Below are 15,535 nucleotides of genomic sequence, written 5' to 3'. Positions count from 1 at the left end.
TGACTTTATTACCTAAGTGGTAAGCCTCAGCTTCAAAGTCTGGTGCAAGTTGGGTTGGCCTAATCATACAAAACTCAACCTCCTACGAAAGTCGTTTTCTTTACAGTACGTTATCACGGCTTATCCTGACACTTTTTTTATACTAGGGCAGAAAGTAAACCATGGCGGCGCTCTAACCTCGAATGTCCTGTTCGAGTCTTGGCTACAGGGATACTCGGCCAGCCTTTCTCGGGGCTGTTCTATCAATACGACTAAGGCGGCCGTTTTAGCAAGGCCTAGCTGTTTTGATATACTAAAATTTCATATTGACATGATATAAGACAGATGTTAGACTCAGCGTAATGAATTGAATACTTTATGCTCTTATCCGGAGTGGTGGAGGGACTAGCCCAATGAAACCCGGCAACCCGCTTTGCACGCTATGTTTTGGCTTGCACAAGCATGGTGCTAATTCTTGCAGAAGAGAATTCTTCTGGCAGATAAGAGGAGTGTCGATTTTCGCGTAATCTTGGCCTCTTCTATCTAGGAAGAGGTCTTTTCTATATTAACCATCAGTAGAAGTTTCGAGTTGATTATTTGAAAGTTAAGTGGCGGTAAGCTCCTTGGTAGGTTCAATTAAATTTCAGGCTGGAGTTGGAAACTTCACCTGAAGAAAGTTTCTTATGTACCTTTAGAAGAGAGTACAAATTGGGAGGTGGAGAAATTCATGAGTGTTCAAAAGACCTACGCAGAGATCAATGCTAAGATTAAAGCTGGAAAAGCAGTCGTTATGACTGCGGAGGAACTCATTGCGCTGGTGGAGGAAAAAGGTCTCTCCAAAGCAGCTCAAGAAGTCGACGTGGTAACAACTGGAACCTTTGCCCCAATGTGTTCCTCAGGTGCCTTTTTAAGTTTTGGTCACACAAAACCACGGATGAAAATGCAGAAAGTATGGTTAAACGGCGTAGCGGCCTATACAGGCATAGCAGCAGTAGACGCCTTTATTGGAGCAGCTGAATTACAGGAAGATGATCCGTTGAATAGTAACTATCCGGGAGAATTCAGGTACGGTGGGGGCCATGTTATTCAAGATCTCGTAGCACGCAAATCAGTTAAATTAAAAGCTTTGGGATATGGTACTGACTGTTACCCACGGCGCAATTTGGAAACCACGATTACATTGGATGAGATCAATGAGGCTATCCTTTATAATCCTAGGAACGCCTATCAGAATTATAATTGTGCTGTAAACTTAACTGATCGTGTTATTTACACGTATATGGGGATGATCAAACCTCATTTAGGGAATGCCAACTATTCTACGTCAGGACAACTGAGCCCGCTTCTAAAGGATCCTCATTTTAAAACGATTGGAGTGGGAACGAAGATTTTTCTCGGAGGTGGTATTGGTTATGTCGCTTGGAATGGCACACAACATTTCCCTTCGATGATGAATATCGAGGGTCAAGAACTTAGCGGGGCAGGAGGGACCCTTGCCGTCACTGGAGATTTGAAGCAAATGAGTCCAAGGTGGCTTGTCGGAACCAGCTTTCTTGGTTATGGTGCAACGCTCAGTGTAGGGATTGGCGTGCCCATCCCTATTCTTAATGAAGAAATTGCCCGGTACGCAGCTTTGAAGGATGAAGAATTATTTGCTCCCGTTGTCGACTACGGGGAGGCGTATCCCTCGTTTACACCGGGTAATCTAGGGTATGTCAGTTATGCAGACCTAAAGAGTGGCAAGATCAAGGTTAATGGCAAGGAAATTCTCACAGCACCTTTGTCAAGTATGCCTCGGGCTCGTGAGATTGCTTCCACCCTGAAAGAGTGGATTCAAAAAGGTGAATTTGAGCTGACAGAACCTGTCAAGACACTACCTTCACCCGCTGATGGCGTAATCGCCCACAGTTTAAAGGAGGATTGATTTAATGTCACCGAAGAGAATAGTTTTGCGTTTTGGGACAGATAGCTCGGTTAAACCGATTGTTTATCGTTTGGTTAAAGACTACGATTTGGTGGTTAATATTGTAAAGGCTGACGTCAACCCTCAAAAAGAAGGTACGATGGTCTTGGAAGTAAGCGGGGAGCGAAATGAGGAAGGGCTAAATTATTTACGCAGTTTGGGGATTTCAGTGCAGGACTTAAACCAAGGAATTGTGCGTAATGAAGAAAAATGCGTAATGTGTGGAGCGTGTACAGGTATTTGTCCCACGGGTGCTTTATATATGGAACGTCCGTCTATGGAAGTTCGCTTTGATGGAGATCAATGCATTGTCTGCTTACTTTGCACAAAAGTTTGCCCTATGCGGGCCATGGAGGTTCGTTTGTAATTGAATTTCACGGAACGCAGTTATCGGCAGCATCACCGCCAGGAGGATCTGGTACATTTTCAAATGGTTGTTGAGGAAACCGATTTGGATATTGGTGTTCGTAAAGAACGGTTTTCAACTCAACTGGTAGAGTGGGTTGAAGAGACGATTCGAGCTTGTCGCGGGCCACTTGAAGATTATGTCCGGAGAGACCCTGGTTTTTTGAAGGCCTTAACTCCATACCCGGTTCTGTCAGATGCTCCTTTGATAGTTCAGACTATGGCCGAAGCGGGCCGTCTTGCTGGGGTGGGGCCAATGGCCTCCGTTGCTGGAGCGGTGGCAGAGTGGGTTGGGAGAGCGATTGGGAAACGTTCACGTGATGTGATTGTAGAAAACGGCGGAGATATATATATGCGTACTAGTCGTATTCGTAAGGTTGGGGTCTTTGCAGGAGATTCACCACTCACTAATCGAGTTGCAATTGAGATTCGACCCGACCAAACCCCATTAGGGATCTGCACTTCATCCGGCAAAGTGGGGCATTCCTTGAGCTTTGGCAAAGCCGATGCTGTTGTAGTGCTCTCTCCTTCAGTGGCCTTAGCGGATGCAGTAGCAACGGCCTGTGGGAACCTTATTCAGACAGTTGATGATTTGGAAAGAACTCTTGAATTTGCATCAAAGATCACAGGGGTTACTGGGGTACTGCTCATTAAAGACGATCGTTTGGCGGTTCAAGGTAGTGTAAAGTTAATTCCAATGAATATTTAATAATCGCCGTTATTCTAAAAGAAATGGGGTTATGACGCCCACGTATCAAAGGGAAGGAATTAGCATCTAGTTAATTCCTTCCCTTAAAATTTCTGATAAAAAGAGAAACCTCCCCGTCGGGAGGTTTAAGTTTTTGCGCTAATGTCTTTAGTTTCTTTAGATAACTTGTACAAGACAAATTTAGCACGAATTGTGACGAGATTCAATGCCCAGTTTTTGGGATAATATGAGAGCAATAGGAAGTATGTGTCGAAATCAAAAGAAAATAACAAATAACTGGTTTTATTCATTAATTTAATTGAAAAATAGCCTTGAAATGGAATGAATTTTTTGCATAGTTATATTCATAAGAGTGCTATTTTTAGAATTTAATAGATAGGATAAATTGACAGCGCACTGTTAATAACCCGATGGTGGAGGTCTATAAAGATGGAAAGAGCTCTTAAAGAGAAGTTCAATGGCGTACAAAACGGAGATTTTCTCATAGAAAGTAAAGCCCACCCGAGTTTTCCAGAGGGATGGCTTCAAATTGGTGGAAATCATGAAACGAGCTGGAGGTTTAGGCATGAACCTTTGGAAACGCCCGTTGTGGACATTAATAATTCTACGGCTATTAGAGCAGGTATTATTCAAACACTGGAGGCTTCTCTTAACGTAGAAAACAAATCGGATTGGCAGATATTATTAATCTTAAGAAGTGGTATGCCTGAATTGCAGTCCTATTTACGGATATACCCCATTAGATCAAACGGAGATACAGCTATGCCTTGGGAATTTTGTTTTAAGCTGGGGGTAGAGCTGGAGCACTTGAAACAAAATATTAGTGTTGGTTCAGATGTTGTGCGCCTACGTTTGGAAGCAGGAGTATTAGGGTCGGGACATATATATCTATATAAATTAATCGCCTATCCCCTTTCTCCTAACCGTATTAAGAAGCGAGTGAAGAAAGTGAGAAAAGAGATTCAGCCGATTAGTCATATTCAAACTATTGGAGAAATAATTAAGCCGATTCAGCTTGCTATGCCAATTCCCTTGAAGATTCCAGTAACTGTTCAAGCAAAGATTGATGCTGATGTACGAAACTTAAACCCGACTCGTGACCGGGTTCAAATTTGTGGAAGTAGTCAAGCTCCTTTAGCCACATCAAGTTGCGGTCGCGCCCAAGTCGAAATCTTTGGCCATGGATTCCATGAAAGCCTCGAAGATGTAACTGCGAAGCAAACAATGTCAGTGACAACAACCCGCGATGTCTCGGCATTGCCGCGCTTTTCTTTTGCGGTTTATAATTTTGGAGCTCTGCCTGCATATGTACAAGCTGAGCTAAGTCCGGACGGTGTTCATTGGGCGTTAGAGGGTGAGCAAAGAGAAGTAGGTTCCGAAAAGTTAGTTATTGTCTCTCCTGGAGTTTTTTTGCGATATACTAGGATATGTTATTGGGCGGAAGCTGTAACAACACTAAGAATTTGGGTTCAAGCTCAAAATTAGGGTGGGACTTGAGTGACACAGCGCTCGGTTATGCAAGTTGGGGACAGTTCTTGACTTGCACATTAACTTGCATTCCTTGAATTGCGTTCGAGGTTAGCTAAAGGGTAATCAAAGAACCTTATAAATTTACTGGAATATAATGTAGTAATAGGAAGGAGAAGGTAGGTTTATAGAGGAGAGGTTGTTTTGGACGGGCTTGCTTTAGTGTTCTTATTAGCCGTTGTGGTAGAGAAATTAGTTGAGATTTTTAAAGACATTGTTTACTCTATTCCCATGTTCCCTGATAAGTTTAGGCCCCTTACTTTGGAAATATTGAGTTTGGCATGTGGTATACTCCTTGCTTTTCAGACCAACATTAATGCTTTTGAGCTGCTAAATGTTAAGATTTCAACCCCAATTATTGGTATAGCTACAACTGGATTGGTGATAGGAAAAGGAGCTAACTTTGCTCATGATTTTTTCCAGTCGTTTAGTAAGGCGAAAAAACACTAAGAGGGACTTGAGGACGAGGTGACAGAGTGTAGGTGGACGGCACATTTCATATGCACCGTCTAACTTAAGAAGGATATAGGACAATTCCACTTGTACCTCCCTGTGTGCGCTGCCCCGTGGGATATATGCCACAAAGTAAACTTTATATCGAGTGAGTGAATATTATACTGACATGCAACAAATAAATACTGCGCTGAAAGAGAAAGGAAGGGGAGTTGAAAAATATAGTGATAGAAGTTTAAGTATAAGTAAATACGCTTCAACCTCAGTGTAAGGAGGTGGGTGAGTATGGCGCAATCTCAATGCATAAAATGCGGAGGCAGCAAATTTGAGGTTGTCCACGCTAATAATCTGGAGGGAACCACACGAGCAGTACTCTTTGTTCAGTGTACCGACTGCGGATCGGTCGTCGGAGCAATGGATTTTCTAAATGTTAGTGTGAAGGCAGAACGTGTAAAAAATGATCTGCGGATAATGGTGGAAAAGCTAGTGGATCGTCTTAAAGACAATTCATAAAGACATAGACAATAAAATATATTGATTATTGAGGTGAGGATAGGCATAAGCACTATCTTTAGCCTCTTTTTAAATTCATACCCGCTAAAAACCTGATTAGCTTAAGGAATGATGAAGAGAGAGACTAATTTGGGTAGCAATTTTATTAATCATAAATATGCTAATAGTATGCCAGAGAATAGTATGAAAGTGAGGTAAAGAAGAGGTGGTTGGTTTGATAACTCTTAGTTTTTGCGGCATTCTGTTATTAGTAGTACTTATTATTCTTCTAAAATCACGTTCAGGATTTAAAGAGATCGATGAAATGTATGGTAAACCTTATATGGCAAAATTAGTTATAATGATCGGTGGTCATCCGGAGTTAACAAGAGGGTCAATGGCAATGTCGCTTCACCCTATGGATGCAATTGCTTTTAATCGCAAAGTTTTTTTATTTTCCCAGATCGATTCAATTAAGATTACTTCTAATTTGCCGGAGCGATATAACGAAGATATAAAAAATGCTGTGAATCCTGAGGTAGAACAACAATATCTTTGCGTTGTAATAACGGATGAATATGGAAAGCATGAAATTATTTTTACTCCCAAATCAGATTTTAAAGAAGTTGCAAATCAGCTGATACAAAAATGGAATAAGTATAACCTTCTAGTTTAGAAAATTTAACCTTTCAACAGGGGTGTCGTATTAAAAGTCTAAATCGACCAAGTTTTTTCTGTTTTCTGTTTTAAGGGGATCGGTTTTCAAAAAAGGAAAATTTTGAATCCATATTATGGATCAGGTAACCATAATCGTCTTGTATACATACAGTGTAAGGAAAATGGAGCGGGGAACTTAATTGCTGAAAAACTTTCACACCTTTTCTACACGAGACATAAATTACGAATAAGGGAGGGGATGGAAGGGCTGTGCCAGCGATATTCCCCAAAATCTCCTCTTTAATTTAGAAAGGCAGGTTAAATTGAATGAAAAAGGACATTGATTCCTCGAGCTTAGCAGAAGTTGTAGATCGTATCTTAGACAAAGGTATCGTTATCGACGCATATGTACGGGTTTCTCTTGTGGGGATTGAACTTCTTGCGATCGATGCTCGTGTAGTCATTGCTAGTGTTAACACCTGGCTGAGATATGCAGCTGCAGTTGGTTTAACAGAACTCCATCACGAATTCTAAAATTGAATGTTAGGGAGGGGGAGAGACTCCCTCCCATTTAATATATAAAGGAGAAAAAATGATGAGCATGAATCTTGCCGAATTAGGGCGTGTGTTATGCCAGGAGTTCGATCAACGGAATTTCGAATTAGATACACTCCATTCAGATATTCGGACAAAGGTAATAAGTGATCGGAAAGAACTTGCTAAGCTACGAAACATTGATAGTAGTAATCAACAGATCGCTAGAACAGAAATTCTTCAGGACACTAGTGGTTTGTTAAATAAGTATAGAGGAGAAAGGAAGACCATGGAGCAGGATTTGAAGGCCGCTAGAGCTTCGCAAATCGATGAAATGAGAACATGGTTGAATGAGCGGGGAGAAGAATTGAAGGGCTGGTACGAAGCGGGAGGTTATCTGTTAAGAAAGCGTACAGGGAGGTAAGGCAATTGCCAGATGCATTTATCGAAACTGCATATTTTAGGGACTTAACGAACCGCGCTTTGCTCTATCTCCAAGCCGGTTATGCCGTTCATTTTTGTGGACCGGCCGGAACGGGAAAGACTGCCCTGGCAATGCATATTGCTGAACTTTTGGGTCGCCCGATTGTAACGCTTCAGGGCAATGACGAGTATAAACCCTCTGACTTAGTCGGTGGGAACTCGGGAATGCGCAGGAAGAAATTGCTCGACAATTATGTTCATTCTGTTTGGAAGGCTGAAGAATCTATGGACAGTGTTTGGTATGATGGCAGGATAACTCATGCCTGCAGAAATGGCCACACTTTTGTCTATGACGACTTCACTCGTTCCAGACCAGAAACGAATAATGTACTTCTTTCAGTTCTGCAGGAGAAGACTTTGGATCTAACTGCGCTTCAAAAAGGAGAGACAAGTTTAACTGTCCACCCTGATTTCTCAGTACTTTTTACCAGTAATCCATCAGAATATGCAGGGGTGCACGTGCTTCAGGATGCATTGAAAGACCGTGTAATCACTATAGCGATAAAAAGTTTGGATCATGAATCTGAGGTAGCTATTGTTGCAGGTCGATCAGGTTTGCCCTGGCGCGAAGCAGCCCGTGTTGTAGATATCATACGTGGACTTCGAGGGAATGAGGTCAAGAAGCCTAGTATTCGTGCTGCAATTATGGTCGCTACAATCTTAGCAACGAATGGATCAAAACCTGTCCGCTCAAATCCTTTATTCCACCAGATCTTAATAGATGTTATTGGATCGGAAATTTTCAATGAAAACGAAGGCGAGCGCAATTCTGTGCTTGCTCAACTTATTGAAAAGGAATTAAATAGATACACCCCAGACGATAGGAAGTGAAAATGATGCGCCATGCTCCATCTTTAAGGCCAAAGTTGGTTCGACCTCCAATCCGTGATCATGCACCAAGCTTCTTCCAGATGCATGTGTATGACCAGGAACTCCATCGACTAGAGGTCGAGCAAACGGAGATAGCTAAACGGATCAGGGTGATAGAGGAACGGGTACTGGTCGTTAAAAAGGAGTTACAGAAACTTAATCGGACACTAAAAATGCGTGTACACGGCCTACGTACTGACGATTAAGTCGTAATGTTTGTCTTAAAAGAAAAACAATGGGGGACTTTTGGCATGATTTTTGATCCCTATCATATATATGTCGTAGGCAAGGTTAGGGAGGGGGTCAGATCATGGCATTAAGTAAAAGCGTAGAGTCAAGTAGTTTGGCGGAGGTCATTGACCGCATTCTTGACAAGGGAATCGTCATTGATGCCTTTGTCAGGATTTCTTTGGTTGGAATCGAACTCATTACCATTGAAGCGCGTATTGTGATCGCTTCAGTGGATACTTATTTAAAATACGCTTCCGCCATCGGGCTTACCCTTGCTGACTCTTCCTCGATAATGAAGTATTAAAGGAGGAGATGAAGCATGGATATCCAACAATTAGTCAACGATGTAAAAACCTTCTTCCAAAGTGTTCTGGAAAAGGAGGCTAATGTGATCGGCGTGAGGCGGCGCGAAAACGGCTGGATGGTGCATGTTGAAACCATCGAGGATTCAGACTATCAGCGGCGGCGTGCTCTTGATGACGTTGTAGGGATTTATGAGGTAGAAGTCAGTGCGAGCCTGGAAATTTTAGGATATAAGAGGGTTAGCCTACGTGAACGAGACGAAATTGGCCAAATAGATGACGAAGAATTCTAAAGTCGTGTCGCAACATGACTTTCTTTTTTAGCTAAGGGGTGGGGAATTTGTATTACGCTTACGGTATTATTCGGGCAGACTCCCTTAAAGTTGAATCTTTAAAACTTGGTCCTAACCAAGAGCCGCCTTGTCTTGTTGTTGAAGGGGAACTGGGAATGCTCTGCGCTGACATTACAGTGGAATCGATGGCGATGGCAGCAGAATCTATGGCAACGGCAACAAGAGAAAGTTTGAGTCGCTACACGGAAGTACTTTGTCAAGTTATTAAGCTCACCACGGTAATTCCTTTGCGTTTTGGAACCTTATTTGATAGAGAGGAAGAAATCTGTAAGGTTCTTAAGAGAGAGAAAAAGAGTTATTCGAAGTTGCTTACCAACCTTGACAATAAGATAGAAGTCGAACTCAAGGTTTGGTGGAAAAAAGAAAGTTTCCAAGAAACGATGATGAAAAACAAACGCCTGAGTCGTTGGAAGAAAGCTTTAGAGAGAGGGGAAGGCCAGGGTTACGATGTTGTAGAGTTTGGTAAGGCAATTATGGAAGTTGCGGATTACGAGCGTAAAGAATTAGAAAAGTCGTTTTTGGCAATGCTTCGTCCTTTAGCCGCTGAGTGGGTGATTAAAGATCCAATGGATGAGTTTCAAGCCTTTGATGGAGTATACTTGGTTGAACGCCAGAAGGAAGAGGATTTTGATCAAGCAGTTGGTGTTCTATATGAAAAGTACTCAGATGCCATGATTTTTAAATATACGGGCCCTTGGGCACCTCATCATTTTGTTAAGTAGAAACAATTCTTCATTATTCTTTGGCCTGGAGGACGGATACGGTATGTTTTTTAGATTTCCGATTTGGGCAATTAAACAAGTTGTTGAGCATGCAGAAGCAGAGTACTATAGCCCTGAAGCCATACGGCGGGAACTCAGTCAGTGGCAGTACAGGTTGGAGAATAAAGAAATTACACCAGAGGAGTATCGTGAATGTGAAAAGCGACTCTTCGAACGACTGATAGCAGGTCAGGAAAGAGGGATTGAAGAATGAAATGGTCCCTTGGTGAATGGGAAAAGAACGTAGAGCGGCTTGTGAATCAGTGCGCGGACAAGGTTAGCTTAGAATTGGAAGAAGTTATTATGGAACGGTTGAGAGAGGCAGGCGAAGCCGTAATCCAGGGCCTTTTTCAAGCTCAATCTTGTCTGGCCGTTTCTATAACAGAGCATCTAGCAGCCTCAGGAGTGGAGCAAGAGAACTCTGTGCCTCAAGATCTAGTCAGTGGGCTCAATAATGCTTCTCAACCTAGTAAAGTGTGTGTTTTTACAAGAGCTGAGTCCGATGAAGAGGTTTTGTACGCGTTTGGCATTATTAAAGCAAATCAAGAGACTATGGTTGATTTGCTTGGTATGGAGGACAGGCCATGTCGCATTGTAGAAAATGGAAATCTGGGTATGCTTGTCTGCCCAGTCCCTCGCGAAGAGTACACTGAAGAGTCCCTCCATCGCTATATGGGGGATATGGCCTGGGTAGAGAGTCATGCGCGGCGGCACGAAGAAACGTTATTGAAAACAATGGAGGGCGGGTCTGTTATTCCCCTGCCATTTTGTACAATCTTTACGGATGAGTTAAATATCAAACGACAATTAACCCAGAATGCCGTAGTGTTACAAGATGACTTGCAAAGGTTAGAAAATCACAATGAGATGCATGTTAAACTATTTGTCAATCGTAAGCGGCTTCTAGAAAAGCTCCAGGAAGATCGACCATATTCTGGTGAACAAAGCGGAGGGGGGTATTTTCAGAAACGTCAATGGGAGAAGAAGATGCAAGAGGAAACGGAGCGACTTTTGGAGGACTATGGCGAATCCTTGTATCAAGACTTAAACAATATTTCTGCAGAAGTGAGCCTCTTAGATAGGGCTGGAGTTCTTGTGCCGGAGGGACAGAATGTTGTTTTTGCAGCGCATTATCTAATAGCACAGGATCGCCGTGAAGAATGGGATAGGAAGCTTGAAGAATTCGACGAAATTGTTGATCCCTTAGGTTTTATATTAGATGTATCCGGTCCTTGGCCTCCCTATCATTTTGCGCGGTTAAATAATGAGGAGGAAATTATGGGTGGGTGATATTGGAAATTCAAAACAAGTAACGATCCTTGAAGTTGTAGAGAAATTACTGGATAAAGGAGTCGTTATCTCAGGTGATTTGATTCTCAGCTGTGGAAATGTTGATTTGGTTTATTTGAATTTGAAACTGGTTCTTACCTCAGTACAGACAATGCTCGAAGGGAATAATTTGAAGAAAGACGTGAATCTATGAAACGGCTCTATCTTTTGGGTTTTATACGTAATTGCACAGATTTAACCAGCAAACTGCCATTTTCAACCGAATTGACAACGCTGGGTGCACACAGTGTAATTTGGAGTAAATCCCCAAAGGAGATATTCACTACGAAACAGGAGTTTCTCGGGGCTATGTTGCAGTGGTTTGAACAAATCCAAGATCTTCAGTTAACGGTGTTACCGATACAGTCCGGAGTGAGTGTCTCTAAAGAAGTTCATTTGGTTGAGCTGTTACGAGCTTATAAATGTGAACTGGACTTATGTTTTGACAAAGTAGAAGGTTGTTCGGAGTATTGTTTGACTATTACGAATAAAAATCAGGGGTTCCCTTATATAGCACATACTCCATTAAACGAAAACGTGCAAAGTGGCAAGGAATATCTTGCTCGAATGAGGATAAGGCATCAATTACATGAGAAAGAAGTGTTACAGGCTCGAGCGGTTATTTCACGATTTTATTTACGGTTAACCCCGTGGATAAAGGATTATTGGTCCGAAATCCCGCAAGTGCGAGAAGCTGGAATTAACCTCGGGTTTTTAGTGCCTAATAGCTTCCAGCAAAAGTTTAGCAGCGAATTACAAACCCTTTTAGATGAAACTGATTTCACAGATGAATGGACGGGACCGTGGCCACCGTTTCATTTCAGTTCATTTGCACTAAAGCCGGAAAGTTTTCTTCTTCACGAATCTTTAAATTGGGGATAGGAGGGTTACCTCATGATTGAGGATGACGAATCCGGTATTAAGATTGCCGAGTGTCTGGGAGATTTTGAAAAGCAAGGCAAGATCGGCCGCGTTAATACCAATCAAGATAATGCGGATCAGGGACTTGCAAAACTTGTACTTACTGTGGTGGAGCTATTAAGGAGAGTCATGGAACACGAAGCTTTGCGGCGCATTGATGGAGGGACATTAACGGAACGGGAAATCGAAGAAATGGGTGAAACTTTCTTAAAATTAGATAACAAAATGGTTGAAATGCGCGAGATATTTGGCCTAAAAGAAGAAGATCTAAACATTGATCTGGGGCCTTTAGGAAATCTTATGTAGGGAGGAGGAAGGGGTGTGGCAATTCAACATTCAAATAACAGTAGTGGGATAGGAGATCTTTTAGAACGAATTTTAGACAAGGGAATCGTGATTGCCGGGGATATAAAAATATCTTTGGCTGATGTTGAGTTACTGAATATCAAGATACGTTTGCTTGTGGCTTCCGTGGACAAAGCCAAAGAAATGGGGATTGACTGGTGGGCACATGATCCTTATCTTTCGTCAAGGGCGAGAGTACCCGAACAAGCGATCACCGGAAATACGGAACAGGTGATTACTGAAAACACGGAACAGGTGATCACCAGGAATGAAGAATCGGTACCTATCAAATCATCGATAGAGGAAGTCGCCGAAGCCAGTTCTATGGTAAAAATAGAGAAAGAATTATTAAATAGACCAAAATATCGAAATTAAATAATTGGGTCTACAGGGGGGGCGAAAGCCCTCCCTGTAGTCTTGTCTTTAGTTTACGAGGTAAAAAACGGAGATTTTAATCACCCTTGTCCACGGTGAGACATAGGATATGGTAGGACAAGGTCAAGGAGAAAAAGAGGAGGGTAAATGTATGAAGAAGGATGTCGATTCCTCAAGCTTAGCTGAAGTTGTAGACCGTATTCTGGAAAAGGGCGTAGTCATAGATGGGTATGTGAGGGTTTCTCTTGTCGGCATCGAACTTTTAACGGTAGATCTGCGTATTGTGATTGCAAGTGTTAATAGCTTCTTGAGATATGCTTGCGCAGTAGGGCTAACCACCGGGCATCACGGCGACTTGTTTTAAACCAAAAAGGGAGGGAGAAATCCTTCCCTGATTTTTTTCGTTTTACTCACTCTTGTCCGGTATAGGACATAAACTATGGTAGGACAAAGAAGGAGGAGAAACGCATGAAAAAGGATGTCGATTCCTCAAGCTTAGCAGAAGTTGTAGATCGTATTTTAGAAAAAGGGATAGTTATAGACGGGTATGTCAGGGTTTCTCTAGTTGGTATTGAACTTTTAACGGTCGATTTGCGTATCGTGATAGCAAGTGTCAACACCTTCCTGAGATATGCCTGTGCAGTAGGACTAACCACCGAGCACCACAAAGATTTATTTTGATTAAAGGGAGGGAGAGATCTCTCCTCTTTTATTAATTTTCAAGTCCCTTTTCAATAATTGAGGTCCTTAGTGAGTTCAGCGTTCAACCATTGTTTTATAAGCATCTAAAGTTACTTTTGCAACTTTAGACCAAGGATAATATTTGTGTATGTGGTGCATTAAAGGGAGGGGCGAGGCGTCGAACGATTGCTTAAGCGCAGTACGTAAACTCATATCATCATGTGGGTGTACATAAAGGGCCATATCTTGAAAATATTCATGCGGGCTACCTTGGTCCGTAGAGATCACAACGGTACCACACGCTCCTGCCTCTATGCTGGATAAACCTGGTGTTTCAAACCAACTGGGCAGAGCATGGGATCTTGCTGCTGAATAAGCAGAAGCGAGAAGATCTCCTTGTAATGTGCCAATATGAATGACGTTAGAAAAAGCCAAGACGCTCTTGAAATACGTTGGGTCGTTAATGGGTCCCAAAAGAACGAGAGAAAGCCCGAGTTCCTGACAGATCTTAGCCAACCAATGCTGGTTTTTGCGGGAAGAAATTCGGGCAGCACAGAGCACGAATTCCTCGGGAATATTAGGGAACTGTTTCCGGAAAAGCTGAGGGGTCGCTCCGATGAATGAATCTGGAAATCCATTCGGTACGACCTCAAAAGGAGCGGCCTTAAGGAAATCTTGATGAAGAACATCCATTTCAATAATACTGTTAGGAAGTAGGAGGTTACACTCGCTCACAAGACGAGCACGCATGGGCTGCATGTGTCTCCAGACAGCTAGGGCATTGGAGCTTGCGCCTTCACGCTTAAAGTAAGCATTAGGAGGCCAGTAAATAGGAGAGATGACAATCTTCTTCGTTTGCTTCTGGGCATTAAGGAAGAACATATAGCTTTCTTTGATTCTGGTAATATTGAAGATATGAACAAGGTCATAGGGAGACATATCTATATTAGGATCTGCAGATAAATGTACTTCAACACCAAGATTTTTAAGCTCTTGCCCGGTCGAAACCATTTGTACTGTATCCCCAGCGGGGTTTTTCATGAAGTCCGGACGAGCTTGGAAAAGTACTTTCATTCAACACTCCTCCTGCTATAACTTTTCGAGATACGGTCGAACGGACTGGAGGCGGTGTTGATAGGTATGGTTGCGGTACACTTCCTCCTGACCTTGACGGGCAATTTTCTGGCGGAGGTCCTCCCGACTTAGATAATATCGCACGAGTTCTAACGTCTCATCCGGATGGCGGCTCCAGACGAGGTGGACATGGTTTTTAAAAAGGTTTTCAATGGCTGGGGACCAGTGCGTTAGGAAAAAGGCTCGACAGCCTAAAGCTTCAAAGGTTCGCATGCTCATCATGGTGGGAGAGTCTATTACCGAATGCAAGCCCAAAACGATTTTTGCTGAAGAATACGCACAGGGTAACTGTTCATGGGGTAAATATCCTTGATAAATCTCAGGTGGCAATGTGTAATAGTCCGTGTTCGCTAGCCAATGTTCGTCACCGAAAACTTTCAAATGAAAGGGCCCTGATCGTAGAGGTGTCAGAATGGTTTCGAGTCCAACTTTCCGTTGAGCGTACGATGTATAGTAATTTGCAACGAGCAGTAAATCGCATGTGTACTGATGCGACGGTTCAGTAGGGCAATGAAATGAGGGATTACAAGCAAAATGGAAATATAGAGCGCGCATTCTATCCCGCTGATAAAGGGGGAGACATTCCTTTGCAGGGGTAAGAACTAATCTAGCTCCGCGGCCCAAAGGGCGAGACATGCGGCGCCAGTCTGGTGGATCATCAATGGCCCAATAAACGAGGGGGAGAGAATAACGACGTAAAAGCGGAAATAGTTTCCATGCCACAGTGGAAATCGAAACACCGTCTGCTAAAGCAAATTTGGGTTTCCATGTCCGAAGCATCTCAGTTAAACGCTCTTCCCAGTCCGGTAAACGGACTGGGAGATAACGAATGGTATCTATTGGGGAAAAACCCGAGGCTAATCCCTGGCTTAACAGAGAGGAATCGTTCAGAAATAAAATGTTCATTTAAAATGTCTCCATTGATGGTTAGACAGTTCAATAACAACTTCCAAGGATTTGATCAGGCTTGCCGGGTTAATGTGGTATCGTTGAGCAGCCTGCTCAACGCTCATACTGAGCAAGCATTTAGC

Annotated in this window: 24 protein-coding genes and 1 riboswitch; of the genes, 22 read left to right on the top strand and 2 right to left on the bottom strand. The window is 42.7% G+C overall.

The genetic code is table 11. From position 1 onward, the window contains the following. Nucleotides 1-360 precede the first annotated feature (360 nt). Nucleotides 361-486: riboswitch (SAM riboswitch) on the top strand. Nucleotides 487-706: 220 nt separating this feature from the next. The 22 genes from DSBG_RS16675 to gvpJ (DSBG_RS16570) all read left to right on the top strand — a co-directional run bounded on the left by DSBG_RS16675 (nucleotide 707) and on the right by gvpJ (DSBG_RS16570) (nucleotide 13,370). Further along, nucleotides 707-1,903, top strand: a complete 1,197-nt coding sequence (locus tag DSBG_RS16675; RefSeq protein WP_068965386.1) for a homocysteine biosynthesis protein — start codon at nucleotides 707-709, stop codon at nucleotides 1,901-1,903. A 4-nt stretch (nucleotides 1,904-1,907) separates the two neighbouring features. Next, nucleotides 1,908-2,309 (top strand): NIL domain-containing protein, encoded by a 402-nt coding sequence (locus DSBG_RS16670; protein ID WP_068965385.1) that lies wholly within the window; start codon nucleotides 1,908-1,910, stop codon nucleotides 2,307-2,309. Further along, on the top strand, nucleotides 2,310-3,056 hold the full coding sequence (locus tag DSBG_RS16665; protein WP_068965384.1) for a UPF0280 family protein: 747 nt from the start codon (nucleotides 2,310-2,312) through the stop codon (nucleotides 3,054-3,056). 429 nt (nucleotides 3,057-3,485) lie between these two features. Further along, entirely contained in the window at nucleotides 3,486-4,541 is a 1,056-nt protein-coding gene (locus tag DSBG_RS16660) for a DUF6385 domain-containing protein (RefSeq protein WP_068965383.1), read from the top strand. 186 nt (nucleotides 4,542-4,727) lie between these two features. Then, entirely contained in the window at nucleotides 4,728-5,033 is a 306-nt protein-coding gene (locus DSBG_RS16655) for a hypothetical protein (RefSeq protein ID WP_068965382.1), read from the top strand. 288 nt (nucleotides 5,034-5,321) lie between these two features. After that, a complete protein-coding gene (locus tag DSBG_RS16650) occupies nucleotides 5,322-5,549 on the top strand; it encodes a hypothetical protein (protein ID WP_068965381.1) in 228 nt (75 codons plus the stop codon). Nucleotides 5,550-5,754: 205 nt separating this feature from the next. Further along, entirely contained in the window at nucleotides 5,755-6,204 is a 450-nt protein-coding gene (locus tag DSBG_RS16645) for a hypothetical protein (RefSeq protein WP_141694349.1), read from the top strand. A gap of 308 nt (nucleotides 6,205-6,512) precedes the next feature. Further along, on the top strand, nucleotides 6,513-6,719 hold the full coding sequence (gvpJ, locus tag DSBG_RS16640; protein WP_009624388.1) for a gas vesicle protein GvpJ: 207 nt from the start codon (nucleotides 6,513-6,515) through the stop codon (nucleotides 6,717-6,719). A gap of 58 nt (nucleotides 6,720-6,777) precedes the next feature. Further along, on the top strand, nucleotides 6,778-7,143 hold the full coding sequence (locus tag DSBG_RS16635; protein WP_141694348.1) for a hypothetical protein: 366 nt from the start codon (nucleotides 6,778-6,780) through the stop codon (nucleotides 7,141-7,143). Between the two features lie 5 nt (nucleotides 7,144-7,148). Beyond that, nucleotides 7,149-8,033 (top strand): gas vesicle protein GvpN, encoded by an 885-nt coding sequence (gvpN, locus tag DSBG_RS16630; protein ID WP_068965378.1) that lies wholly within the window; start codon nucleotides 7,149-7,151, stop codon nucleotides 8,031-8,033. Further along, entirely contained in the window at nucleotides 8,030-8,278 is a 249-nt protein-coding gene (locus tag DSBG_RS16625) for a hypothetical protein (RefSeq protein WP_176716301.1), read from the top strand. Before gvpN ends, DSBG_RS16625 begins: the two co-directional genes overlap by 4 nt. A gap of 104 nt (nucleotides 8,279-8,382) precedes the next feature. After that, nucleotides 8,383-8,607, top strand: a complete 225-nt coding sequence (gene gvpJ, locus DSBG_RS16620; protein WP_009624384.1) for a gas vesicle protein GvpJ — start codon at nucleotides 8,383-8,385, stop codon at nucleotides 8,605-8,607. Nucleotides 8,608-8,622: 15 nt separating this feature from the next. After that, entirely contained in the window at nucleotides 8,623-8,898 is a 276-nt protein-coding gene (gene gvpO, locus DSBG_RS16615; RefSeq protein ID WP_009624383.1) for a gas vesicle protein GvpO, read from the top strand. 47 nt (nucleotides 8,899-8,945) lie between these two features. Beyond that, on the top strand, nucleotides 8,946-9,680 hold the full coding sequence (locus DSBG_RS16610; RefSeq protein ID WP_068965376.1) for a GvpL/GvpF family gas vesicle protein: 735 nt from the start codon (nucleotides 8,946-8,948) through the stop codon (nucleotides 9,678-9,680). A 43-nt stretch (nucleotides 9,681-9,723) separates the two neighbouring features. Continuing rightward, nucleotides 9,724-9,933 (top strand): gas vesicle protein GvpG, encoded by a 210-nt coding sequence (locus DSBG_RS16605; protein ID WP_068965375.1) that lies wholly within the window; start codon nucleotides 9,724-9,726, stop codon nucleotides 9,931-9,933. Next, the gene (locus tag DSBG_RS16600) at nucleotides 9,930-11,009 is read left to right on the top strand and encodes a GvpL/GvpF family gas vesicle protein (RefSeq protein WP_068965374.1); all 1,080 of its coding nucleotides are present in this window, start codon (nucleotides 9,930-9,932) and stop codon (nucleotides 11,007-11,009) included. The genes DSBG_RS16605 and DSBG_RS16600 overlap by 4 nt, the downstream gene beginning before the upstream one ends. Further along, complete coding sequence (locus tag DSBG_RS16595) at nucleotides 11,002-11,202, top strand: gas vesicle protein (protein WP_207647246.1); 201 nt, start codon at nucleotides 11,002-11,004, stop codon at nucleotides 11,200-11,202. Before DSBG_RS16600 ends, DSBG_RS16595 begins: the two co-directional genes overlap by 8 nt. After that, entirely contained in the window at nucleotides 11,199-11,930 is a 732-nt protein-coding gene (locus DSBG_RS16590) for a GvpL/GvpF family gas vesicle protein (RefSeq protein ID WP_068965372.1), read from the top strand. The genes DSBG_RS16595 and DSBG_RS16590 overlap by 4 nt, the downstream gene beginning before the upstream one ends. A gap of 12 nt (nucleotides 11,931-11,942) precedes the next feature. Next, complete coding sequence (locus DSBG_RS16585) at nucleotides 11,943-12,275, top strand: gas vesicle protein K (RefSeq protein ID WP_068965371.1); 333 nt, start codon at nucleotides 11,943-11,945, stop codon at nucleotides 12,273-12,275. A 15-nt stretch (nucleotides 12,276-12,290) separates the two neighbouring features. Continuing rightward, on the top strand, nucleotides 12,291-12,689 hold the full coding sequence (locus DSBG_RS24220) for a gas vesicle protein (RefSeq protein WP_068965370.1): 399 nt from the start codon (nucleotides 12,291-12,293) through the stop codon (nucleotides 12,687-12,689). 151 nt (nucleotides 12,690-12,840) lie between these two features. Further along, a complete protein-coding gene (gene gvpA, locus DSBG_RS16575; RefSeq protein WP_068965369.1) occupies nucleotides 12,841-13,053 on the top strand; it encodes a gas vesicle structural protein GvpA in 213 nt (70 codons plus the stop codon). Nucleotides 13,054-13,157: 104 nt separating this feature from the next. Beyond that, nucleotides 13,158-13,370 (top strand): gas vesicle protein GvpJ, encoded by a 213-nt coding sequence (gvpJ, locus tag DSBG_RS16570; RefSeq protein WP_009620646.1) that lies wholly within the window; start codon nucleotides 13,158-13,160, stop codon nucleotides 13,368-13,370. Nucleotides 13,371-13,445: 75 nt separating this feature from the next. Here the strand turns inward: gvpJ (DSBG_RS16570) and DSBG_RS16565 are convergent, their stop codons facing one another. Then, the gene (locus DSBG_RS16565; protein WP_068965368.1) at nucleotides 13,446-14,444 is read right to left on the bottom strand and encodes a glycosyltransferase; all 999 of its coding nucleotides are present in this window, start codon (nucleotides 14,442-14,444) and stop codon (nucleotides 13,446-13,448) included. Nucleotides 14,445-14,459: 15 nt separating this feature from the next. Beyond that, complete coding sequence (locus DSBG_RS16560) at nucleotides 14,460-15,410, bottom strand: CgeB family protein (protein WP_068965367.1); 951 nt, start codon at nucleotides 15,408-15,410, stop codon at nucleotides 14,460-14,462. Nucleotides 15,411-15,535: the final 125 nt, after the last annotated feature.

The sequence above is a fragment of the Desulfosporosinus cupriresistens genome, from assembly GCF_001707885.1.
GTDB lineage: Bacteria > Bacillota > Desulfitobacteriia > Desulfitobacteriales > Desulfitobacteriaceae > Desulfosporosinus.
Note: the sequence above shows the minus strand (reverse complement) of the source record. Positions and strands in the feature narration are given on the sequence as shown.